This is a genomic window from Rhodococcus sp. NKCM2511, assembly GCF_014905595.1.
GTDB classification, from domain to species: domain Bacteria; phylum Actinomycetota; class Actinomycetes; order Mycobacteriales; family Mycobacteriaceae; genus Rhodococcoides; species Rhodococcoides fascians.
In genome coordinates, this window is record NZ_BNHJ02000005.1 from 195,098 (window position 1) to 216,917 (window position 21,820).

The 21,820-nt window shown below is 64.7% G+C and carries 21 protein-coding genes; 10 read left to right on the forward strand and 11 right to left on the reverse strand.

The window, feature by feature from the left end; all coding sequences use genetic code 11:
* The first annotated feature begins 16 nt into the window (after positions 1–16).
* Complete coding sequence (locus JLZ96_RS25095) at positions 17–1,663, forward strand: HNH endonuclease signature motif containing protein (protein WP_236254235.1); 1,647 nt, start codon at positions 17–19, stop codon at positions 1,661–1,663.
* A gap of 5 nt (positions 1,664–1,668) precedes the next feature.
* Here JLZ96_RS25095 and JLZ96_RS24360 read toward each other — a convergent pair whose 3' ends face one another.
* On the reverse strand, positions 1,669–3,165 hold the full coding sequence (locus JLZ96_RS24360) for an acyl-CoA synthetase (protein ID WP_201011505.1): 1,497 nt from the start codon (positions 3,163–3,165) through the stop codon (positions 1,669–1,671).
* 87 nt (positions 3,166–3,252) lie between these two features.
* Between JLZ96_RS24360 and JLZ96_RS24365 the strand changes: the two genes are divergently transcribed.
* Positions 3,253–3,792, forward strand: coding sequence for a DUF2231 domain-containing protein (locus tag JLZ96_RS24365; RefSeq protein ID WP_032388485.1), 540 nt, complete (start codon positions 3,253–3,255; stop codon positions 3,790–3,792).
* A 7-nt stretch (positions 3,793–3,799) separates the two neighbouring features.
* Here JLZ96_RS24365 and JLZ96_RS24370 read toward each other — a convergent pair whose 3' ends face one another.
* Entirely contained in the window at positions 3,800–4,003 is a 204-nt protein-coding gene (locus JLZ96_RS24370; protein WP_057474902.1) for a hypothetical protein, read from the reverse strand.
* 396 nt (positions 4,004–4,399) lie between these two features.
* On the opposite strand from JLZ96_RS24370, the gene JLZ96_RS24375 reads away from it, so the two are divergent.
* On the forward strand, positions 4,400–6,697 hold the full coding sequence (locus JLZ96_RS24375; protein WP_201011506.1) for an excinuclease ABC subunit UvrA: 2,298 nt from the start codon (positions 4,400–4,402) through the stop codon (positions 6,695–6,697).
* 76 nt (positions 6,698–6,773) lie between these two features.
* Positions 6,774–7,700, forward strand: coding sequence for an ABC transporter substrate-binding protein (locus tag JLZ96_RS24380; protein WP_201011528.1), 927 nt, complete (start codon positions 6,774–6,776; stop codon positions 7,698–7,700).
* A 1-nt stretch (position 7,701) separates the two neighbouring features.
* Here JLZ96_RS24380 and JLZ96_RS24385 read toward each other — a convergent pair whose 3' ends face one another.
* The 5 genes from JLZ96_RS24385 to JLZ96_RS24405 form a co-directional block, all read right to left on the reverse strand.
* Positions 7,702–8,211 (reverse strand): LpqN/LpqT family lipoprotein, encoded by a 510-nt coding sequence (locus tag JLZ96_RS24385; protein WP_201011507.1) that lies wholly within the window; start codon positions 8,209–8,211, stop codon positions 7,702–7,704.
* Between the two features lie 17 nt (positions 8,212–8,228).
* On the reverse strand, positions 8,229–9,176 hold the full coding sequence (locus tag JLZ96_RS24390) for a hypothetical protein (protein ID WP_201011508.1): 948 nt from the start codon (positions 9,174–9,176) through the stop codon (positions 8,229–8,231).
* The gene (locus tag JLZ96_RS24395; protein WP_201011509.1) at positions 9,173–10,156 is read right to left on the reverse strand and encodes a hypothetical protein; all 984 of its coding nucleotides are present in this window, start codon (positions 10,154–10,156) and stop codon (positions 9,173–9,175) included. The genes JLZ96_RS24390 and JLZ96_RS24395 overlap by 4 nt, the downstream gene beginning before the upstream one ends.
* Positions 10,153–10,452, reverse strand: a complete 300-nt coding sequence (locus JLZ96_RS24400) for a type VII secretion target (RefSeq protein ID WP_032388477.1) — start codon at positions 10,450–10,452, stop codon at positions 10,153–10,155. The genes JLZ96_RS24395 and JLZ96_RS24400 overlap by 4 nt, the downstream gene beginning before the upstream one ends.
* Before the next feature lie 91 nt (positions 10,453–10,543).
* On the reverse strand, positions 10,544–11,407 hold the full coding sequence (locus JLZ96_RS24405) for a hypothetical protein (protein WP_201011510.1): 864 nt from the start codon (positions 11,405–11,407) through the stop codon (positions 10,544–10,546).
* A 130-nt stretch (positions 11,408–11,537) separates the two neighbouring features.
* On the opposite strand from JLZ96_RS24405, the gene JLZ96_RS24410 reads away from it, so the two are divergent.
* The gene (locus JLZ96_RS24410) at positions 11,538–12,650 is read left to right on the forward strand and encodes a YbfB/YjiJ family MFS transporter (RefSeq protein ID WP_201011511.1); all 1,113 of its coding nucleotides are present in this window, start codon (positions 11,538–11,540) and stop codon (positions 12,648–12,650) included.
* A gap of 205 nt (positions 12,651–12,855) precedes the next feature.
* Positions 12,856–14,607, forward strand: coding sequence for a pyruvate dehydrogenase (locus tag JLZ96_RS24415; RefSeq protein WP_201011512.1), 1,752 nt, complete (start codon positions 12,856–12,858; stop codon positions 14,605–14,607).
* Between the two features lie 47 nt (positions 14,608–14,654).
* Here JLZ96_RS24415 and JLZ96_RS24420 read toward each other — a convergent pair whose 3' ends face one another.
* Positions 14,655–16,133 (reverse strand): carboxylesterase/lipase family protein, encoded by a 1,479-nt coding sequence (locus JLZ96_RS24420; RefSeq protein WP_201011513.1) that lies wholly within the window; start codon positions 16,131–16,133, stop codon positions 14,655–14,657.
* A gap of 140 nt (positions 16,134–16,273) precedes the next feature.
* Between JLZ96_RS24420 and JLZ96_RS24425 the strand changes: the two genes are divergently transcribed.
* Positions 16,274–16,966 (forward strand): tellurium resistance protein, encoded by a 693-nt coding sequence (locus tag JLZ96_RS24425; RefSeq protein ID WP_201011514.1) that lies wholly within the window; start codon positions 16,274–16,276, stop codon positions 16,964–16,966.
* Position 16,967: 1 nt separating this feature from the next.
* Here JLZ96_RS24425 and JLZ96_RS24430 read toward each other — a convergent pair whose 3' ends face one another.
* Positions 16,968–18,059, reverse strand: coding sequence for a DNA polymerase IV (locus JLZ96_RS24430; RefSeq protein WP_201011515.1), 1,092 nt, complete (start codon positions 18,057–18,059; stop codon positions 16,968–16,970).
* Positions 18,060–18,093: 34 nt separating this feature from the next.
* Between JLZ96_RS24430 and JLZ96_RS24435 the strand changes: the two genes are divergently transcribed.
* On the forward strand, positions 18,094–18,522 hold the full coding sequence (locus tag JLZ96_RS24435; RefSeq protein ID WP_228139261.1) for a DoxX family membrane protein: 429 nt from the start codon (positions 18,094–18,096) through the stop codon (positions 18,520–18,522).
* Here JLZ96_RS24435 and JLZ96_RS24440 read toward each other — a convergent pair.
* Positions 18,516–19,508 carry an isopenicillin N synthase family oxygenase gene (locus tag JLZ96_RS24440; protein ID WP_201011516.1) on the reverse strand — a complete coding sequence of 331 codons (993 nt, stop codon included), beginning with the start codon at positions 19,506–19,508 and terminating at the stop codon, positions 18,516–18,518. The two genes, JLZ96_RS24435 and JLZ96_RS24440, sit on opposite strands and share 7 nt — an antisense overlap.
* Before the next feature lie 86 nt (positions 19,509–19,594).
* On the opposite strand from JLZ96_RS24440, the gene JLZ96_RS24445 reads away from it, so the two are divergent.
* Complete coding sequence (locus JLZ96_RS24445; RefSeq protein ID WP_201011517.1) at positions 19,595–20,263, forward strand: SIMPL domain-containing protein; 669 nt, start codon at positions 19,595–19,597, stop codon at positions 20,261–20,263.
* Positions 20,264–20,287: 24 nt separating this feature from the next.
* On the forward strand, positions 20,288–21,037 hold the full coding sequence (locus tag JLZ96_RS24450) for a YqjF family protein (RefSeq protein WP_236254236.1): 750 nt from the start codon (positions 20,288–20,290) through the stop codon (positions 21,035–21,037).
* Here the strand turns inward: JLZ96_RS24450 and JLZ96_RS24455 are convergent.
* Positions 21,016–21,618: a DUF6188 family protein gene (locus JLZ96_RS24455; protein ID WP_201011518.1), complete on the reverse strand. Its 603-nt coding sequence runs from the start codon at positions 21,616–21,618 to the stop codon at positions 21,016–21,018. The two genes, JLZ96_RS24450 and JLZ96_RS24455, sit on opposite strands and share 22 nt — an antisense overlap.
* Between the last annotated feature and the right edge of the window lie 202 nt (positions 21,619–21,820).

Genomic DNA, 21,820 nt, shown 5'->3' on the forward strand with positions numbered 1-21,820 from the left:
GTATAGCTTTCGTGGTGTGAAGACATGGGGGGATGTGTTCGGGCTCGGGGACCAGGAGTTGGTCTCCGAGCTTGCTGACGTGACCTCCCTCGAAAACGCTCTCGCAGCACAGAGATTGACGTTGCTCGCCGAGATCGACCGACGCGGCTTGGCGATGAAACTCGGGCACTCGTCCGTCACCCGCTGGTACGCCCGATCGATACGGATCACCGACGGATCCGCCGCCCGCCAGAACGCACTGGGGTACTGGCTGTTCGATCACCCCACCGTGCTCGACGCCCTCGCCGACCGCCGCATCCATGCCGCACATGCCGCCGCCATCGCCGAGGGATACGACGTCGTGCTGGTGGCCGACCCGACGTTGGATCAGGACCGGCGCGACGGAATTGTCGCCGAATTGCTCGACACCGCGATGCGCAACACCGCGGGGCAGGTGACCTCCCGCGCGCAGGCTTTGGCGCATGCGGCCGCGGACGACGCCCGAGCACGACACGCGAAAGCCGAGAAACAACGCCGAGAGCAAGAACAGCAGGAACAGGAACGCCACGATCAGGAGCGGCGCAGAGATGATGCGGCTACCTCTACCGGCCGGCTTCCCGACCCGGAACCGCCTGCGCCCGAGCCTGTTCCGCCGACACCTGCACCGCGACCGGTGTCGGAAAACCCGGCACTGAACCGATTCGACCTGCATGCTCTGGCCAACGGCCGCTTCCAGTTCGGTGGCGACATCGACCGGTTGCTCGCCGAGAAGCTTCTCACCGCTCTGTCGCCGTTGACGGCACCGCGGCCCGGCCCCGGTGGCGAGCGCGATCCACGTAGCCCGTCGAAGCGCCGGGCCGATGCACTCGATCAGATCCTCGACCGACACCTCCGCGGCAGCACTCGTGGGTCGGCGGGCGGGTCGCGGGCGTCGGTGCACCTGATCGTCCCCTTGTGGGACTTGCTCGCCCACGGTGGCAACAAGCAAACGGGTAGCACTGCAACGGATTCGGTCGACATTGATTCGGTCTCGAATGGTTCCTCAAGTGGCGGCGACAGCAACGCCTCGCATCCGGATGGAGTGGCTCGAGGGGATATCGCTGCTCGCGGCGATGCGACATCCGGATGTGGTGGTGCCGGGCAAGAATCTGTGTCCGAGCCGGGCGACGCTGGGCCTCGCGGCGATGCCGCGGCCGGTCGTGGCGGTGACAGTAACGGCGGGCAGAAATCTGTCCCCGAGCCGGGCGATGCGGACTGGCCGTTCCACCTCGACTGGACCGGCCCCATCAGTCGCTTCCTCGCCGAGCTGGTCACTTGCGACGCCGACCTGACCCCCGTCATCGTCGACCACCACGGCGTACCACTCGCGCTCGGACGAACCACCAGACTCGCCAGCGACGACCAACGCATCGCCCTGACCATCCGCGACACCTGCTGCGTGATGTGCGGCCGCCCCGCCCAGTGGTGCCAAGCCCACCACATCAAATTCTGGGAACACGGCGGCCCCACCGACCTCGACAACCTCGCGCTGGTCTGCGGAGAATGCCACCGCCTCGTCCACCACGGCGACTGGCAGCTCATCATGGGCGACGACGGACACCCCTACGCCATCCCACCCGAATCCGTCGACCCCGGACAGCAGCCCCTCCCCAGCTACCACCGACGAAAACAGCGAGCAGCCTGAACAACTCAGGCGCGCAACGCGCGCTTGAGCAACTTTCCGCTCTGGTTGCGGGGCAACTCGTCCAGGAAAGTGACGGTCTTCGGCACCTTGAACGGCGCGATCCTGCCCTTCACGTGGTCGATCAACTCCTGCGCCGATACCTCACTTCCGTCCTTGAGCACGACGACAGCAGTCACCGCCTCGATCCACTTGTCGTCCGGAGTCCCGATAACCGCCACCTCGGCAACGGCGGGGTGCGTGTAGATCGCGTCCTCGACCTCACGAGAAGCAACCAGAATTCCGCCCGTGTTGATGACGTCCTTGATCCGGTCGACGACCGTGATGAACCCCTCGGCGTCCCGAGTCACCAGATCACCCGAATGGAACCACCCACCCGAGAACGCATCCGCCGTCGCCTCCGGCTTGTCCCAGTAACCGTCGCACAATTGAGGCGAGCGGTAGAGAATCTCACCGGGCTCACCGTCCGGCACATCGTTACCGTCCGCGTCGACGACGCGTGTCTCGACGAAGAACACCGCACGACCACACGACGCCGGTCTGGCCTCGTGCTCGGACGGCTGAAGAACCGTTGCCAGCGGACCGATTTCGGATTGTCCGAAGCAGTTGTAGAACTCGATGTCCGGGTATCGCTCACGCAGCCGGGTCAACACGGTGACGGGCATGATCGACGACCCGTACTGCGCCTTCTTCAACGACGACAGATCACGAGAATCGAGGTCGGGATGGTTGGCGAGCGGAACCCACACCGTCGGTGCCAGGAACAACGACTTGATCTTCTCGTCCTCGATCCGCCGCAGAATTTCCGCCACGTCGGGCTTGCGCATCAGTCGCACGGTCGCCCCGACCGACAGATACGGCAGCATGAACACGTGCATCCCGGCCGAGTGGTACATCGGCATCACCAGCAGCGGGTCGTCGTCTTCAGCGAACCCCAGAGCGATCACACACGAGACGTACTCGGCAACGAGCGCGCCGTGAGACATCATCGCGCCCTTCGGTTTCGACGTCGTGCCGGAGGTGTAGAGCAACTGCGCCAGGTCCGTGGAGTCCGCGGCCGGCTCGAGGACCGAATCATCCCCGGCAGGGTCGAGCAGATCCGGAAGCGACACCACGAACTCGACGGCGGTGCCACTCCGAACGGAATCGAGCGTGTTCGACAACTCCGGGTCGACGAGCACAGCCCGTGCGCCCGACTGATCGAGCAGATACAGCAGCTCGTCGCCCACGAGTGCGTAGTTGATGGGCACGTGCACCAATCCTGCTCGCGCACAGGCAAGAAATGCCACCACGTACGCGTCGGAGTTGACGCCGTACGCCGCCACCCGGTCACCCTTGTCCAAGCCCATAGCAACCAGCCGACGGGCGACCCGCGTCACGGCAGTGTCGAGCTCGCGGTAGCTATGGCTGCGGCCTTCGAATGTCACGGCCGGACGGTCGGGAAATTTCGCCGCCGACCTGCGCAGAACGCCGTCGACGGTGCTGACTCGGGTGCCGTTCGTCATGACAACGACGTTATAGGACGTCCAAGCTTCTCGCCTCGACTTCGGCGTCGATGGTTCGCTCGCCGATCACGGGGCATTCGGTGTTCCATGACAATCAAACAAGCACTCGACAGCCTCGAGACTGCCTCGTTTCTCGACGGACCCAGCGACGCGATCCATGGCGTACTTGCACCTGCGGTAGCGGACAGTGCCGTCGGATCAGCGCTGCACGGGCGGTGGATCGGGCACCCCATCCACCCCGCGCTGGTGACGGTGACCATCGGCAGCTGGACCAGCGCCGTCGCGCTCGATCTAGTCAAGAACCAGTCCAGGGCGGCCAAGATTGTCGTCGCGCTCGGTCTCGCGTCCGCGCCTCCGGCGATAGCGACCGGATGGGCCGACTGGTCGACGATGAACACAGTCCAGCGGCGGGTCGGCATCATCCACGCGGCCTCGAACGCGACCGGCGTGTTCCTCTTTCTGGGCTCCTACCTCCGTCGCCGGAAGCAGACCGACGGAGTCGCCAAAGCTCTGGCGGCGGCCGGCCTCGCAGCCGCAGGGCTTGGCGGACTGATCGGCGGGCACCTCGCCTACAGCACCCCCGGCAGCGAGGCCGAGTCCGAAGCTCGACACCGCCTGCCGAGCTGAAAACCCGTCAACAGTTGTTCGGTTCTCCGATCTTGACCACCGACAGCACGGCTTCGCCCGCGCCGATGAGGACGCCGGGAGCCGGATCCTGTTCGACGACAGTCCAGTTCGAGTCGTTGACCTGCATACGGCCCTCCCCCGACGCGTCCGCGCTGCGGGAGTAGAAGACACCGGCCGCCTGGATCGCTTTCTGCGCAGACTGCAGATTCATACACACAACCGGAGGCATGTAGGCGGGGGCTGCGGGTGCGGGCCTCTCGACCGTCGGGGTATCGGGGATGACGATCCTCGGCACAACGGTAGAGCGCGTGAGGCCTCCCCCTGGCACCGCCTCGACCTCCGTGCCGACGTCTGCGCTCGGCGTGCTGCACCCCGCCAGCATCGGCAACACGACAATGCAGGCTGCGAACACATGCCTTCTCGTCGACATCGAGACCTTTCGTTACGACAAACCCCCACCACAGCAGCCGTCTTTGATGGATCGCTCCTTGCGTCGATCCGTTACCTGTGGCGTTTCCGTACACCGTACGGTAGGCTGCGGCGGCACTGCGCGAACCAACGTGGGTGTACGCCCTTCGGGGCGCGGCGAAAGGCAATCGACAACGCGATGACCGAGCCCCAGCTAGTAGTACAAAACCAGCCACCTACCGATGCACTGTCCACGATCGTCGTGCGTGGAGCCCGAGAGAACAACCTGCGCGACGTCGACCTCGATCTGCCGAAACGCTCGCTGGTCGTGTTCGCCGGCGTCTCCGGGTCGGGCAAATCGTCACTGGTGTTCGACACCATCGCCGCCGAAGCACAGCGGCAGATCAACTCCACGTTCACCGCGTTCGCGCAGACGTTCCTACCGTCCTACGGCCGACCGGATGCAGATCTGATCGCGAACCTGTCGGCCGTCGTCATCGTCGATCAGAAGCGACTGTTCGGTGGCCCGAGGTCGACGGTCGGCACCATCACCGACATCGGAGACTGGCTGCGCATGCTGTGGTCCCGCGCCGTCACGCCGAGCATCGGCTACGCCAACGCCTTCTCGTTCAACGACCCCGCCGGGATGTGTCTCGAATGCGAGGGGCTCGGCGAGGCGAAGGTCGTCGACCTCGGCGAACTGGTGGACGAGTCGAAGTCGTTGCGCGAGGGCCCGTTCAAGCATCCCGACTTCGAGGTCGGCAAATGGCCGTACCGGGTGTTCGCCGACTCGGGCCTGTTCGATCTCGACGTCCCGATCGAGCAGTACTCGGCGCGCGAGCGTCACCTCTTCTTCGACGCCAAGCCCGGCGAGGTCGAGGTGACCAATCCCGACGCCGTCATGAAGAGCTACGAGGGCATCGTGTCGAGGTTCCGCCGAAGCTACCTCGCCAAGGACGCAGATGCGCTCAAGGGCAAGGCGAAAGCCGCGTTCGAGCGCATCGTCACGCGCGGCGTCTGCGAGGCCTGCGGCGGTTCCCGCTACAACGACACCATCCGCGGTGCCACTCTCGAAGGACTTTCCCTGCCCGACGCGTTCGCCATGCAGGTTTCCGAACTAGCCGACCGTATCGAACAATGGGACATCAAGGGCCTGCACTCCGTCACCACCGAAATCGTCACGCAGTTGACCAGGCTCGTCGATCTCGGCCTGGGCTACCTGAGCCTGGACCGTGCGACGTCCTCGCTCTCGGGTGGTGAATCCCAGCGCATCAAGATGGTTCGTCACCTCGGAGCCACGCTGAACGACATGCTCTACGTCTTCGACGAACCGACGACCGGTTTGCATTCTCGCGACGTCCACCGTCTGAACGACATGCTGCTCGCGCTGCGCGACAAGGGCAACACCGTCCTCGTCGTCGAACACGACCCCGAGGTGATGGCCATCGCCGACCGTATCGTCGAGATCGGACCGGGTGCCGGAAAGTCAGGTGGCACAGTGGTGTTCGAGGGAACGTTCGACGAACTCCGCCGAGCCGACACCAGGACCGGCTCCGCACTCCGGCGTGATGACGCCGAGATACGGACTCCCCGTACGCCTTCGGGCTGGCTGAGCATCTCCGGTGCCACCACCCACAACCTGCGCGATATCAGCGTCGACATCCCGCTCGGGGTACTGACCGCCGTCACCGGTGTCGCCGGTTCCGGAAAGTCGAGCCTCATCCACGGACACCTGCGCGAGGCCGCGCCCGACGCCGTTGTCATCGACCAGGCACCGATCCGGGGCTCACGCCGTTCGTCCCCTGCGACCTACACCGGTCTGCTCGATCCGATCCGCGCGTACTTTGCCAAGAAGACGGGCCAGCCGCCGTCGCTGTTCTCCCCCAACTCGGACGGCGCGTGCCCCGATTGCCAAGGCAGCGGCGTCATCTTCACCGAACTCGGGTTCACCGATCCCGTGACGAGTACCTGTGAGACCTGCCAGGGCAGGCGCTTTCGCTCCGGGGCCATCCGGCACACCGTCGACGGCGTCAGCATCGCCGACATCTTCGAGATGCCCGTCGAGGATGCGCAGGACTTCTTCGAGGTCAAGAAGATTCGAGACATTCTTCGCCGCTGCCGGGACGTCGGACTCGGCTACCTCTCGCTCGGACAGAACCTGTCGTCACTGTCCGGCGGCGAACGCCAGCGGCTCAAACTCGCCACCGAGCTGATCGGGTCGTCTTCGGTCCTGGTGCTCGACGAACCGACGACGGGACTGCACCCGTCGGATGTGTCGAACTTGATCGCGTTGCTGTCCGGGATGGTCGACGAGGGCAGGTCGGTGATCGTCATCGAACACAACCTCGACGTCGTCGCGGCGGCGGATCACATCATCGACCTCGGCCCGGACGGCGGCCACAACGGCGGGTTGATCACGTTCACCGGGACGGTCGACGAGTTGGTGGCCTCGGCCACTCACACCGGTAGGTACTTGGCACGGAGCCTGGGGCGTTGACCGCTCCCCGATAGTGTTGGCGTTCGAAGAGACACCGGACAACACAGGAGTGGCAGTGCAGCGTCGATCGGCACGAATGATCTCAGCCGGGTTCGCGGTCGTCGCGCTCGTAGCGGCGGGATGCAGCACCACGGAAACGGACGCGCCACCCGCCGCCGATCCGGCACCCGCGGCGAGTGGCGAGTTTCCGAGGACGATCACGTCCGGCTCGGACGGCGGCTCGGTCACCATCGACGCTGCTCCGCAGAAGATCGTGTCGCTGAGCCCGACCGCGACGGAGACGCTGTACGCCGTCGGGGCGGGCGACCAGGTGGTGGCCGTGGACGATCAATCGGACTTCCCCGCCGATGCTCCGAAGACAGGGTTGTCGGCGTTCACCCCGAGCCTCGAAGCGATCGTGGCGTACGACCCCGATCTGGTGATCGCCTCCACCGACCTGGGCCTCGTGACGTCGACACTGGCCGAGGCAGGCGTTCCGACGCTGGTGCTGCCTGCCGCGACGAGCATCGACGACGCTTACTCGCAGATCGAGCACGTCGCGGACGCCACCGGCCACGACGCCGACGGCGATGCCGTCGTCTCCCGGACTCGTGACCGGATCGATGCAGCCGTCGCGAGCGTCCCGACCCGCGAGGCGCCGCTGACGTACTTCCACGAACTCGACGACACGTTGTACACGGTGACGAGTGCGAGCTTCGTCGGGCAGATCTACGGTCTGTTCGGACTCACCAGCATCGCCGATGGTTCCGACGCCGGCGACTACCCGCAGCTCGCCGCCGAGGCCGTGATTACGTCGAACCCGGATGTGGTGTTTCTTGCCGACGCCCAATGCTGTGGCGTCACAGCCGCTTCCGTCTCGTCTCGACCGGGTTGGGGGTCGATGACCGCCGTCCGCGACGGCCGGATCTTCCCGATGGACGAGGACCTGTCGAGTCGATGGGGCCCGCGTATCGCAGACCAGGCAGAGGCCGTCGCTGCGGTGGTACAACAGATCCCTGCGTGAGCTATCGATGCCCGATACGAACCTCGTCCACGAATACATCTGTCGCCCAAAGCAAGCGAGACCTCATCTGGTCGGGCAGGGTAACCGTCAATTGGACGAGGTACTGATCGACGATGTGGTGGACCACGACATACCTAGTCCGAGCGAACAGCGTCCGACCGTCCCAGTCGTATCGACCCGCAATCGAAACGGACGGTAGACCGCAGAACGGGTCACGGTCGTAGCTGACGTCGATCCATTCCGGAAGTGCCCGGGAGTCGCCGAACCCACAAGCCAGCAGGGTCTGCGGATCGAGTGACCGCGTCAATTTTCCGGTCAAGACTGCCGCGTTGGGAACGAACCCGTCGACCGCATCTGCCGGAGAACACAGCACCGCGGTGGCGTGCGGAAACAGCTGCGCAGGAACGAGATCCCACCCCGGCAGCGCAGGGAGCTCCAGACCGAACCTTGCGCATTCGTCGAGATGTACGGGCGCGAGCTCGCCACCACGCTGTTGCAGAACGCCCTGCATCGATTGTTCCCGAGTTGTCACTGGACGTCCCGTCGACCCGACATCGACGCCGCTCGGTCTGCTTCGATGCGATCGAGGAATCGAGGCGGGCGCAGTAGCTCTCGCGCGTCGTCATGGGCAAGCTGCGCACGGCCCCAGGGATTGTCCCGACACCACTGCAGTACGGACAGCAGCGCGTTGGGCTCGACCTTCTTCTCGCACGCCATCAGGACCAGCACCTGATCCGTTCCACCGGCAGGGTCGCGATACACGACTCGGATGGTGGGGTACCAATGTGAATGCGATACCGCAGGATTCGGATGCGTCCGCGGCTGCAGCTCGACGATCCCGTCCCACGGGACAACCGTGATTGCAGTCGTGGCCTTCCATCCGCGGCGCCGGTAGATCTCCTCCACGAGGCCATCGGGATGCAGCGAAATGCGGGTCCGATTGACGACGAGCACACTCAGTGCGAAAAACAGCAGACATATCGGAGCGCCGAAGTGCGACATGACTACGACGCCCAGGTCGTGACGCGTTGTACTTACCCGTGCGTCTCCTCCCCAGTGGATGTAGGACAGGCCGGACACCAACGCGAATGCGAGTATTCCGCTGCGATACAACACGGTCCCCCGCCCCGGCACTGCCACGCCTCGGCCGACTCCGGCGACAGTCACCGGTCGCACGAACAGCGACAGCCGCGCAGACCCGATGCCGGACAACGCCACGGCCGCTGTGAGCGGTATCAGCACCGCGAGCACCAGGGGCGACACGAGGAGAACGGTCTCCCCAGAGAGCGTCCCGAACAGGAGAACCGGAGCCACAATCGTCGCGGCAAGGACTGCAGACGAAACCCCGAGAGCTACCAGCCAACCCAGGTGAACACTGCGCCACGTCCGCACCCACAATGGATACTTCTGTGCTACCAGGCTCTTACGCAGCACGTCCTCGGTCTGGGGCGTGCGATCGTCTCTGATCTCGCTCATTTTCCTGCCGCCTCGAACAACTTCTCCACGCCGTAGCTGACGACTTGGCCCAGAGCGATCCCGGCAGCGGCGCCGGCCACCGTGCCGGGCCCCGGAATAATGGAACCCGCCATGCCACCCACGGCTCCGAACGCCCAGGTCGTAATTGCTCCCGCGACTATCGGCGTCGCCTCGACGAACACGGCCTCGGCCGGGTTCACTCCCTCGTCGATTTTTCCCGCAATTCCGGGAATCGCACCGGCAACGACTCCGAAGACCCCGAGCCCGCGTCCGATGTTCTTGGCAACGTCGTCGACGGATTCGACACCGGGTACCTCCAGCGCCCGCCTCGTCACGGCGGCCATGCCTCCGACGACCGACGCCGCAATGGTCGACGGCCAGTCCGGCATCCAGGAGAACGACCCGTCCGGGTTCTCGACGAACTTTCCGGTGGGATTGTCGAGGGCGAGCGCGGTCAACCGCTCGGTGGGCTCGGCCAGCTGCTGCGCAGCGTCGAGAGCGACACTCTCGGCCTGGCGCAGAGCACTCTGGATGTCCTGGGTCAATTGATATGCTGCAGAACGGAGTTCGTCGGCTCGACGTGTCTTCTCTTCACCCAGGCTGTCTGGGATCAGCGCGATCATCCCTTCGGGATTCACCACACCGTCGGCCCGTACCGCGAACCCGCTCGTCGTAGCCGCGGACACCTGAGCCCGCACGTGCGCTTGGGCGGCCTCGACGATGTCGGCCGCACCTTCGAATGCGGCTCCGAGCGAGTCGATTTCACTGCAGACGGAGCTCATCCGGGAGCATTCGGCCACCACGCGATCGGCTGCGGCGCGTGCCGCCTCGCCGGTCCACGTCTCGGCCAGTGTGTCCTGCTCTTCCAAGACCCCGGTTCGTTGGCCGTTGACGCGTTCGACTATCTCGGCCAGTTCGATCATCGTCTTGCGCATCGACTGCGGCTCCCAGCCGGCGACGTGCGGCACGGTCGGGGTCATTTCGGCTGGTCCATCGCAGCGAGGCGGCGGGCAAGGTCGTCGTCGGTGATCTCGTAGTTCTGCGCGACACCACGGGCGATGTCCGCAACGCATTCGGCTCGGCCTGCCAGAGCGGCAACAGCTCCCGCAGCCGCTGCGGACGCTGCCGCACACGCTGCGCGAAAGTCGGTACCCTGCAGCGCATTCTCGGATGCTCGGAACGGGGCGAGGGTGTCCAACTCGGCGATCACCTCCCCCGTTCCCGACAGCACATTCGAGAACTGCCGCAGGATCACTGGATCCACATTCACTGTCATGACGCTCCCCCGAGTCGCACCGTATCGACGCCCGGTGAATCGGCGTCATCGGGTTTGACGCAGCGAGCCCGTTATCGGTTCCGTGCCGAAGCTAGGACCGCGACAGTTCCAGTCGCTCACGAAGCGGTGGTGGCACCAGCAGGTCGGGTGAGTCGTAGCCGGTCATGCGAATCCGGTTGACCGGGCCGTCGGTGCACCACTTCATCAATGCCAGAACGGCATTCGGCTCGGCTGCGAGCAAATGGATGCGAATCGCCATCCGGTCCGGTTGATCCAGCCGGTCGCGGGGACGCTCGATATCGAGCCCAGTCGCTCGGACGTACAGTACAGGCTCGGTGAACCCACTCCCCCGCTTCTCTGACGTTCGGTACGTCGAGGCCTCGTACTGCTCCACATCGTCCCAGCGCACGAGGATGTCGTGGGTGCGCGGAAAGAAGAACATGCACGACCGTCTGCGTCTGACAAATCCGTCCGCGAACAAACGCAGTTCGACGCTGCTGCGGAAGCCGAGCGTCGCCACCAGTACAACGATGGCAATTCCAGCAATCGGCATACCGGCCGCGCCGAACACGTCACTCTTCGACAGGGCGACCCCCATTCCTGACACCGAGATGGACGCGACCGTGATCAACCAGAGCTTGGCGGTCCGAGGCGGAATGGAGACGCCGCTACCGAGCGCGTGGTCCTCGACGCGCCGAACGAATCGGACGGGGATTCCCCATCGAATCACGTTGTCGTTGACGCCGATCCAAACGCAGGCCATGAGGGCAAGTAGAGCGATCGATCCGATCGTGTGCCCATTGTCGCCTCCTTGCACCTCGAGCCGTCCGCGATAGATCGCAATGGCTACCACTGCGACAATCGCGATGACGGCCTGCCACAGGCGGCCCAACGTGTTCGGCCAGTACGGGACCCAGATAGGTCGTTCTGCGTCGGTGTACTTCGTCTCACTCATGCATCCCCCACAGTCGGTATCAGGTATTGGACGCACCGGTGGTGCGATCGGTTCCCTGCTGCTCGGTTCGATGAGACGGGGATCCAACGCGTACCGTTGGCGCGGCTAACGACTTAGGAGGGCGATCGCAATGAACGGCCGTCGATTATCGTTCGCTGCCGCGGCCGGACTCGCGGCCGCGATGGGCGTCGGGCGGTTCGTGTTCACGCCGCTGCTACCGATCATGGTCGACGCGGCGGAGGTGACCCCGAGCAGCGGTGCCGTCATCGCAACCGCGAACTATGCCGGCTACCTCGTCGGCGCGATCGTGTTGTCGGTGCGCCCGTCGATCAATACGACGACGTCGTTCAGGCTGTGGACGCTCGTGCTCATCGCAAGCGAATTGGCGATGGCTGCAGTGCATTCCACCGCAACGTTTTCGGCGCTGCGGTTCCTGGCCGGCCTGGCGAGTGCCGCGGTGTTCATCGCCTGCGCGAGCACCGTCACCAAGCACAGAGCCGACGGTGCGTCACCAGGAATCGCGTTCGGCGGCGTCGGTGCAGGTATTGCAGCGTCGGGCATTCTGACGTTGCTCGCCGGACCACATCTGTCGTGGGAGGCGCTGTGGTTGTGCTCGGCGATACTGACCGCGGTGCTCGTCGCCCCGGCGTGGACGCTTCGGGTACACCCCGAGCCTGCAGGGCGGTCCGAGGCGGGCGAGGTGAACGCCGGAACCCGCACGGTGTGGCGGACATTGCTCGTCGCGTACTTCCTCGAGGGCCTCGGGTACATCGTCGTCGGCACATTCCTCGTTGCGGCGGTCAGTGGCCACGGCAGCACGTCGGTGGGTCCAGCGGTGTGGATCGTCGTGGGATTGGCTGCGGTGCCGGCGACGGTGCTGTGGCAAGGGGTTGCACGCCGAACCAGCCTGCGCAAAGCTCTGGTAGCAGCGTTCGCATTGCAGACCGTGGCCGCAGTACTTCCCGCCCTGACGGCGAACCCCGTCGCCGCCGCATTTTCGGCGCTGCTGTTCGGTGGCACGTTCATGGGCATCACGATGCTGACGATGACTACCGCACAGACGCTTCCCGTCGGCCGTACCGCGGCGACGCTGACGGCGGTCTACGGCGTCGGGCAGGTGGTGGGTCCATTGGTCGTCGCGCCGGCAATCGGGAACTCCTACTCGACTGCCTTCGCCATCGCGACCGGCGTGCTGGTGCTCGGAACCGTGGCTTCTGTGCGGATACTGCGGATGTCGGCGTAAGGCCACCCCCACATTCGGTTGGGTGCTGACGGGAAAAAGCCCACGTGACGAAGATCGCGTCCGCTGTGACCAGGGCCTTCACTCTTGACGGTTCACGCGTACCTACCCAGGATGTTTCGTACACCCTCGGCGCCGGGAAGGCGTCGAGAATGCGCACAGGGCACATCGACCCCGAGGCGCGCTACTACATCCGAGGAGAAAAACTATGTCCACCACAGTGGCCGATCAACTCGTTCGCGGACTCGTCGACGCCGGAGTCCGGCGCATCTACGGAATCGTCGGCGACAGTCTCAACCCGGTGGTCGACGCGGTGCGTCGTACCGGCGGATCGGCCAAGGGCGGCATCGACTGGATCCATGTTCGCCACGAGGAAGCCGCGGCGTTCGCGGCATCGGCGGACGCGCAGACCACCGGCACCCTCGCCGTGTGCGCCGGCTCCTGCGGACCGGGCAACCTGCACCTGATCAACGGGCTGTTCGACGCACACCGTTCCGGCGCACCGGTTCTCGCGATTGCATCCCACATTCCCAGCAGCGAGATCGGGTCGGGGTACTTCCAGGAGACGCACCCCGATCGCCTGTTCGTCGAATGCTCGCTGTACAACGAGTTCGTCTCCACCGCCGAGCAAGCACCGCGCGTCTTCCGCGCTGCGATCAACGCAGCGATCACCGGCGGCGGAGTATCGGTGGTGACGCTCCCCGGTGACATCGCCGAGCTGTCCGCCGCCGGCGCAATGGATCCCATCGCCATTCCGTCGACTCCCGTCGTCACTCCGCCCGCCGCCGACATCCAACAGCTGGCCGACGCCATCAACAATGCCGAGAAGGTCGCGATCTTCGCCGGCTACGGCGTCAAGGGTGCCCATGACGAGGTCGTCGCATTCGCCGACACCATCGGCGCTCCCGTCGGACATTCGTTGCGCGGCAAGGAGTTCATCCAGTACGACAACCCGTACGACGTCGGCATGACCGGCCTGCTCGGCTACGGAGCTGCGCACGCCGGTATCCACGACGCGGATCTGTTGATCCTGCTCGGCACCGACTTTCCGTACCAACAGTTTCTTCCCGAGGATGTCGCGACCGCGCAGATCGACATCGATCCGACCAAGTTGGGCCGCCGTACCTCGGTGAAGTACCCCATCCACGGAGACGTGAGTGCAACTCTGAACGCGTTGGCTCCGTTGGTCACTCGCAAGACCGATCGCCGCTACGCAGAGAAGTGGTTGGACAAGCACAACGACCTGATGGGCAAGACAGTCGGCGCGTACACCCGCAATGCCGAGAAGCTCGTGCCGATCCATCCCGAGTTCGCCGCGTCCGTGCTCGACGATCTGGCCGACGACGATGCCGTGTTCACCACCGACACCGGTATGTGCAACGTGTGGACCGCCCGATACATCAACCCCACCGGCAGAAGAGCTTTCGTCGCGTCGATGCTGCACGGCTCGATGGCCAACGCGCTACCGCACGCCATCGGGGCGCAGTTCGCGCACCCGGGCCGTCAGGTCGTCTCCATCTCGGGTGACGGTGGATTCTCGATGATGCTCTCCGAACTCCTCACCGTGGCGATGTACAAGTTGCCGGTGAAGATCGTCATGTTCGACAACTCGACCCTGGGCATGGTCAAGGCCGAGATGCTCGTCGACGGCCTCCCCGACTTCGGTGTAGACGTGCCACAGGTCGACTACACCGGAATCGCCAGGGCTGCGGGCATTCACGCGCAGCGCGTCGACCAGCCGGGTGATATTCGCGGCGCACTCGAAACCGCGTTCGCCACGGACGGGCCTGCCCTGGTGCAACTGATCACCGATCCGCTGGCACTGTCGGTGCCGCCGACCCTCACCGGCGAGCAGCTCAAGGGCTTCGCGCTCGCGATGAGCAAGGTGGTTCTCAACGGCGGTGTAGGAGAAGCAGTTCGGATGGCGAAGTCGAACCTGCGTAACGTTCCGCGCCCCTGATCCAGATACGGCACCGGTGGTACGGCCTGTACCACCGGTGCTGTCGTCTACCGGATCTTGTCCCACAGCTCTCTCTGCGCCGCACGAGGATCCTGCACCGAAGCCGACTCCTCGTCGAACGTCATGACCGTTCGCTCCGACCCGTACGGGGCCCAGCCCGGGTCGCCTGCCGTGACGAAGTCCACCCAGGCGCGGTGAGTCCGGTCGGCGAGTTTCTGCGGCGGGTTCGGCCCGAGGAGCAACCCTCCGGTGCCCTCGGCGAGGTTGTCGAAGACGAACGGGATCTCGATTGCGTGGCAGGCACCCAGCTTGCCCTCGTACGACGGTGACGGCCAGGCAAATTCGTACATATACGTCGCGGAACCCGAACGAGCCTCGGCAATACGGATGACAGGAATTCGGAAGAACCAGTCGGTCATCGCGGCCATCATGACCTCACCTGCGGTTGCGTCGGGTGTGTCGGCGCGGTAGAGCTCTAGCACTCGGTCTGCGTCGGCGCCCATGCCCGCCATGGCCATGCGCAGCAGATTCTCGTCGATGTGCCGGAACACCCCGCTGGGTACGAAGAACAGCGCATGTTCGTCGGAGTTGGATCCGACCATGATCTCGACGTCTGTGGTGGAGCCGGCGGCGATCGCATCGATCGGTCGGGCCGGCACCACGTCCCCGTCGATGTGCGGTTCGTACGCCATGACGTTGAGGACCAGCTCGCCCCACAGACGCGGATCGGGTTGCTTGGCAATACGATTCGACAGCTCGGTCTGTGCGGCCGTCAAGTCCGCCACCGGCACCGAACCGAAACCGTCGACGGTGGGTTCAACACCGAGGTCCGACGCCAACGCCGCGGTCACCTTTTTCGCGGTCTCCTCCGTCAGCACATGGTGCCCGCCGCCGCTCTGCAGGATGGCGCGGCGGAACAGCCCCTTCGCGCGTGGCATCGACAGCAGCGTGCCCACACTCATCGCGCCCGCCGACTCCCCCGCAATCGTCACCTGAGCGGGGTCGCCGCCGAACGCCGTAATGTTGGCGGCCACCCATTCGAGCGCCGCAACCTGATCCAGCAGACCGCGGTTGGCGGGCGCTCCGTCGATCGCCAGGAATCCGTCGACGCCCAATCGGTAGTTGATGGTGACGCACACGATTCCGTCGCGGGCGAACGCGGTGCCGTCGTACGTGGGTACCGCGCCGCTGCCGTTGGTGAACGAACCACCGTGAATCCATACCAGTACCGGCAAGCCCGCAGCCTCGACGTCGGGCGTCCAGACATTCAAGTTCAGGCAATCGTCTCCGTCGATCGCCACCTCGGACAGAATCTGGTCGATCGGGCTGGGAAATCCGGGCTTGGGAGCCGTCGGGCCGAATTCGGTGGCCTGCCGGACGCCCTCCCACGACTCGGGTTGCTGTGGTGCCTGAAAGCGGTGTGCACCGAAGGGCGGTGCTGCGTACGGGATTCCCTTGAAGGCGCTCACCCCCGCAACTGTGCGACCACTGAGTTTCCCTTGCGCGACCTCTACGACCGGGTTCATCGGTTCCTTTCGGTTTCGAACGTGAGAACTCCATAGTGCACGCCCGGCCCACGTCGTCGACTCCGGTTGCGGTTATTCTCGACGGACCGCCCAAACCGGACATCGCGATCCGGAACTCGACCGTTTCGGAAGGCTCCACGATGGCCATCGACTACACCCGCAAGCCCTCCCAGCCAGCCCAGCCCGCCGCGTCGGTCAACCTGAGCAAGGTGACGCTGTCCAAGGCGTCGCCCACCATCAGTTTGACCAAGTCCGGTGAGAAGCAGGGGTCGATGCGGGTGAATCTCAACTGGTCGAGCGGGGCACCTGCCGCGCAACCGAAGAAGAAGGGCTTTCTGGCGAAGCTGGCCGCCGCGTCGTACGGCACCGGAGGGGTCGACCTCGACCTCGGCTGCCTCTACGAGCTGCGCGACGGTTCCAAGGGCGTCGTTCAGGCACTGGGAAACAGCTTCGGGTCGTTGCAGCAGCCGCCGTTCATCGCGCTCGACGGCGACGACCGCTCGGGCTCGGTCAGCGGCGGAGAGAACATGCACATCAATCTCGCCGACCCCGACAAATTCACGCGCATTCTGATCTTCGCGATGATTTACGACGGCGCGCCCAACTGGGCTGCGGTCGACGGCGTGGTGACCCTGTACCCCACCAGCGGTCCACAGGTGGAGGTTCGCCTGGACTCGGCCGAGAACTCGGCACGGATCTGCTCGATCGCGTTGCTGCAGAACACGTCCGCCGGGATCACCGTGACGCGCGAGGTGGAGTACATCCAGGGCAGCCAAGCCGATCTCGACAAGAAGTACGGCTGGGGAATGGAGTGGGCTGCCGGCCGAAAGTGACCTAGGACGCTGGTTTCGGTTGCGGCGGAACCATTTCCAGTCGCACACCGATCAAGCGAACCTCTCGACTGTGGTCGAGCCGGTCCACCAGGGCCACCGCGGCCGACGTGAGAGTCGCTGCATCGAAGGTTGGCGGGCCCGCGATCGGCGCGCTGACGGTATGCGTCTCGAACGGGGCATACCGGATCTTCAATGCTGCGCGGACCGCAGGTCGGTTCTCGCTTTCGATGTCTGCGAGCACCTTCGACGTCAAATTCGCGACCTCGTCCCTGATCACGGTCCAGTCGGCGACGTTGGTCTGGAACGTGACTTCCCGACTATGAGATCGCGCGACCCACGGTTCGGATGTCACCGGGGACAGCTCGATCCCCCTACCTTTCGTACCGAGCCACGGCCCGATCTTCGGCCCGAACGCCGCGGCAAGGTCTGCGTCGTCCGCATCGGCCAATTCACGGACGGTGGTGATACCGAGTGCAGCAAGCCGGGTGGAGATCTTCTTGCCGATTCCCCACAGCGCATCGGTGCCGCGCTCTCCCATCACCTCGTACCAATTGTCCTGGGTGAGTTGGTAGATACCCTGAGGCTTGTCGAAATCGGTGGCGATCTTCGCTCGAAGCTTGTTGTCCCCGATCCCGACCGAGCAATGCAGCCCGGTCGCATCGAACACCGCGTCGTGCACGGTCCTGGCGAATGTCCTCGGATCGTCGGTCTCGACGCCCAGGAAGGCCTCGTCCCAGCCGATCACCTCCACCACCACCCTGAGGGAACGCAACGTGTCCATCACCGTCGCCGACGCCTCGTCGTATGCCGGCTTGTCGACGGGAAGAAAGACGGCGTCGGGAATCTTCTTCGCTGCGATCCGCAGCGGCATTCCGGATCCGACGCCCTTCGCCCGCGCCTCGTAGGACGCCGTCGACACCACCCCACGCTCGGTCGGATCTCCCCTGCCGCCGACCACGACGGCTTTGCCCACGAGGTCGGGGTTCCTCAGCACCTCGACCGCTGCGATGAATTGGTCGAGATCGACGTGCAGTACCCAGCGCCGCCGAGTGGCATCGGTCGACGCATGCTCGGCCGTGGTGGTCCCGGTCATGGTCACCAGTGTGCCCGTGGTGTCTCATGGCGCAATGACGAAATCGATATCTCGGACCATCGGCCGGATCGTGCTGGGAGCATTTCTCGTCTTCGCCGGTCTGAGCCATCTGTTCTGGGCACGCAGCACCTTCGCGGCCCAGGTACCGACATGGATGCCCGTCGACACCGACTTCGTCGTCCTGGCTTCGGGCGTCGTCGAGATCGTTCTCGGTCTTGCTCTCCTGTTCTGGACTGCTCGCTCAGCACTCGTGGGATGGGTGGTGGCCGCCTTCTTCGTCGCCGTCTTCCCAGGAAACATCTCTCAATTCGTCACGCACACCGACGCGTTCGGTCTCGACTCGGATGCCGCACGCGGCATCCGACTGCTGTTCCAACCCCTTCTGATCGTGTGGGCGCTGTGGTGCACCGGTGCCTGGGCACAATGGCGCGCCTCGAATGAGGGTCGCAGCCAGCGTCACTGAGCGGAGCTGTGCCCGGCGGGAACGATGCCGTGGTGTAACAGAGCCACGTCGGGATGTGCGCGCGTACGGGATTTCCAGGCGTTCGCCCCGTAGGTGTCGTAGATGGGGTTGGCGGGATCGTCCTCGACGCCACGTGAGTGCCGTGCCAGTTCCGGTGGCAGCGTGATGATCGGTACGACGGCATCGAGTGCGGGACTGAGGAAGTACGGCACCGATACCCGGTCGGTACCCGGCCCGGGGGCGATCACCCGATGCCGCGTCGCGCGGAGGTAGCCGCCCGTCGCCACTTCCAACAGCTCGCCGATGTTGACGATGAATGCGCCCTCCAGAGGCGGCACATCGACCCAGGTATCCGTGGTCGTCTCCACCTGCAACCCGGCCGAGTCGGGTTCGACCACGAGCAGCGTCAACACCCCAGAATCCTTGTGCGCACCCACACCCTGTGAGTGATCCGGCGTCCCCGGGTAGCGCACGACTTTCATCAACGTTGCCGGCGCGGTGCCGAACGCGTCGTCGAACACGTGCTCGTCCGCGCCGAGAGAGGCCGCCCAATGTCGGAGCAGCGCGAGTCCGATCTGCGACACCGATCGCTCCCACTGCTCGAACGTCTCGCGGAAGCCCTCGGGTTCGGACGGCCACAGGTTCGGTCCTTGCAGATTCCAGTAGCCCTGCGCATGCTCGATCGCCGGCCGCTCGGGACCGATGTCGATCTGCTCGCGCCAATCGACCCGACCGTTGGTCAGCTCGCCGCCCACTCGCGAATAGCCGCGAAAGTGTGGGCTCTTCAGTTGACTGATCTCGTCCTTGACGGCGTCGGGCACCGCGAAGAATGCCCGCGCCGAACGCAACACGTCGGCCATCCGGTCGGTGCCGATGCCGTGTCCGACGAGGTAGAAGAAACCCGAATCGTGGGCGGCCTCTCGCAGAGCCTGTCGGAAGGTCTGTGGGTCGTCTTCGGACGACTCGAGATCGAGAACAGGGAGCATGACCCGATTGTCCTCCGCACCTGACGCGTCGGCCAGCAGTGTTGAGATTCGATGAATCTCCGTGCCCGGATGCCAGACTGGACGCCATGAGCCCGGAAGCACTCGACATCACCGTCGTCGGTCACGGCGAGGTGACCTACCCACCCGAACATTGCACGTTGTCCCTGACGGTGCGTACCGACGGCCGCAGCGCCGAGTCCGCGTCGGAGCCTGCGGGGCAACTCGTACGTGAGCTCACTCGCCTCATCGAACCCCTTTACAACAGTGAACACGGGCCGATCGATCGATGGACCATCGATCAGGTTCGGCGTTCCCGTCACCGCCCGTTCAATCAGGACGGCGAACAACTTCCGTACGTCTATCAGGCCGAAGCGTCCGTCGAAGTGAAGTTCAGCCAACTCGACCTGGTGGATGCCTTCGTGTACGCGGCATCCGCACTCGACGGGGTCTCGATCGACCACTTCGACTGGGACCTCACCGAACCGAGCAGGAAAGCCCACACCCATGAGGTCCGCGAACGTGCAGTGCAGGATGCTGTGTCCAAGGCAGAGGCCTATGCGTCGAGCCTGGGAAGGGTGAATGTGACGGCCGTGGCCGTTGCCGATCCCGGACTGCTGACGGGGTCTGCCGAACGCGGCGTCACCGAGCCGTCCCACCGCATGCTTGCCGCACAATCCGGGCCCGCCGCGTTCGCCCTGAAGCCCGAGAACATCACGATCTCCGCCAGCGTGCACGCCAGATTCACCGCCTCCTGACGTGGCGCGCCTACCCTTGAGTACATGAACCGCGACGATGCCCGACGCCTCTGGCCCCGGCCACCGCTGTTGCCTCGTCCGATTCTGATGGACCAGCGGTGGGAACGACTCGTCTTCCTGCATTGGCGAGTACCGAGTTCGGTCGTAGCGCCGCTGTTACCGGACGGGTGCGTACCGGACGAGTTCGACGGTTCGTCGTGGGTCGGTCTCATCGGGTTCCACATGGTCGGCGCTGGTCTCGGATATCGGCACCCGGTGCCGTACTTCGGGACCTTCGGCGAGATCAATGTACGGCTGTACTCGATCGACGCAGAAGGCCGACACGGTGTCGTCTTTCGCTCCCTCGAGGCGACCCGACTCGCAGTCGTCGTGGGCACCAATGCCGCACGTATCCCCTACCGGTGGGCATCGATCGATATCGACGACGACAAGCGAGCAATTTCCTACCGAAGCCGGCGGCTGGCACCGCCGAAACGCGGTGCGACGACGGACTTCGGCATCGTCCGGGGCACACGCGACATGTCCGACGACCCGCTGGCGGTCTTCCTCACCGCACGGTGGGGACTGCACACCGCGCTGGGCGGACGCCTGCTGTACGTGCCGAACGTGCATCGACATTGGGCCCTGGTGGACGCGGAACTGACCCACTGCTCGGATCAGTTGGTTGAGGCTGCGGGTCTACCGGGGGTCTGTACTCGAACACCCGACTCGGTGCTGTACTCGGACGGGGTCGCAACTCAGTTCGGCAAGCCCTATGTGGTGCGTGGTCGGTAGAAGATGACGTGCCCCGACGACAACTCGACGACCCAGTCCCCGCCCGCGTCGGAACTAGCAGTAACGCTCTCCCGAAGCACCAAGTAACCCGCGTCGAGCGGTAGATCGAAATTCAGGCGAGTTCCGTCGGAGAATTCTACGGAAGCATCGTCGCCGGTAGATATCCGAACGACGGTCGCACCGATCGAGGGCAGACCCTCCCGAATGGATACTTCGTCGCTCCGGTGCGGCGGTGCCGGCCACGATTCGACGGTGGCCCCGGCACCACACAGCACGGTCGACCCGTCGGCCGCACAGAATTCCCACGACTCGACCTCGGGTCGTGGATGAGCCACAACTCGCGTCCGTCCGTCGAAAGTCAGACGGAGAACTCCGGATTCGTCGAAGTCGGCATCATCGCAGACCAGACCGAGTAACACGGCGAACGCCCTGAGTCCCTCGAATTGATTGTCTTCGTCGACGACGAGATCATCGACAACGACTTCACTGAACGCGACTGTGGCACCGCTGTCGAATTCGATGGTCAGATCGAAATCGAGCAGAACCTTGTGGACGCGCTGTCCGTCGACGGGAAGTTTCATCGAACACGACTGTGCCACACGAATCCAGCGCGGTACACAATGCGCACGCGTTCTTTCGATTGAGTTGTGTGAGTGTTGGTTTCGAATGCAAAATGCCCCTGACCACGGGTGGTCAGGGGCATTTCGGGATGTTGTGTTCGGCGGTGTCCTACTCTCCCACACCCTGTCGAGTGCAGTACCATCGGCGCTGGAGGGCTTAGCT

Coding starts and splice junctions, on each gene's coding strand:
- JLZ96_RS24365 (WP_032388485.1), top strand. CDS start 3,253: ATGACAATCAAACAAGCACTCGACAGCCTCGAGACTGCCTCGTTTCTC.
- JLZ96_RS24450 (WP_236254236.1), top strand. CDS start 20,288: ATGAACCGCGACGATGCCCGACGCCTCTGGCCCCGGCCACCGCTGTTG.
- JLZ96_RS24425 (WP_201011514.1), top strand. CDS start 16,274: ATGGCCATCGACTACACCCGCAAGCCCTCCCAGCCAGCCCAGCCCGCC.
- JLZ96_RS24375 (WP_201011506.1), top strand. CDS start 4,400: ATGACCGAGCCCCAGCTAGTAGTACAAAACCAGCCACCTACCGATGCA.
- JLZ96_RS24385 (WP_201011507.1), bottom strand. CDS start 8,211: ATGCAGGGCGTTCTGCAACAGCGTGGTGGCGAGCTCGCGCCCGTACAT.
- JLZ96_RS24360 (WP_201011505.1), bottom strand. CDS start 3,165: ATGACGAACGGCACCCGAGTCAGCACCGTCGACGGCGTTCTGCGCAGG.
- JLZ96_RS24395 (WP_201011509.1), bottom strand. CDS start 10,156: ATGACCCCGACCGTGCCGCACGTCGCCGGCTGGGAGCCGCAGTCGATG.
- JLZ96_RS24435 (WP_228139261.1), top strand. CDS start 18,094: ATGACGAAATCGATATCTCGGACCATCGGCCGGATCGTGCTGGGAGCA.
- JLZ96_RS24410 (WP_201011511.1), top strand. CDS start 11,538: ATGAACGGCCGTCGATTATCGTTCGCTGCCGCGGCCGGACTCGCGGCC.
- JLZ96_RS24440 (WP_201011516.1), bottom strand. CDS start 19,508: ATGCTCCCTGTTCTCGATCTCGAGTCGTCCGAAGACGACCCACAGACC.
- JLZ96_RS24420 (WP_201011513.1), bottom strand. CDS start 16,133: ATGAACCCGGTCGTAGAGGTCGCGCAAGGGAAACTCAGTGGTCGCACA.
- JLZ96_RS24390 (WP_201011508.1), bottom strand. CDS start 9,176: ATGAGCGAGATCAGAGACGATCGCACGCCCCAGACCGAGGACGTGCTG.
- JLZ96_RS24445 (WP_201011517.1), top strand. CDS start 19,595: ATGAGCCCGGAAGCACTCGACATCACCGTCGTCGGTCACGGCGAGGTG.
- JLZ96_RS24430 (WP_201011515.1), bottom strand. CDS start 18,059: ATGACCGGGACCACCACGGCCGAGCATGCGTCGACCGATGCCACTCGG.
- JLZ96_RS24405 (WP_201011510.1), bottom strand. CDS start 11,407: ATGAGTGAGACGAAGTACACCGACGCAGAACGACCTATCTGGGTCCCG.
- JLZ96_RS24380 (WP_201011528.1), top strand. CDS start 6,774: ATGATCTCAGCCGGGTTCGCGGTCGTCGCGCTCGTAGCGGCGGGATGC.
- JLZ96_RS24455 (WP_201011518.1), bottom strand. CDS start 21,618: ATGAAACTTCCCGTCGACGGACAGCGCGTCCACAAGGTTCTGCTCGAT.
- JLZ96_RS24415 (WP_201011512.1), top strand. CDS start 12,856: ATGTCCACCACAGTGGCCGATCAACTCGTTCGCGGACTCGTCGACGCC.
- JLZ96_RS24400 (WP_032388477.1), bottom strand. CDS start 10,452: ATGACAGTGAATGTGGATCCAGTGATCCTGCGGCAGTTCTCGAATGTG.
- JLZ96_RS24370 (WP_057474902.1), bottom strand. CDS start 4,003: ATGAATCTGCAGTCTGCGCAGAAAGCGATCCAGGCGGCCGGTGTCTTC.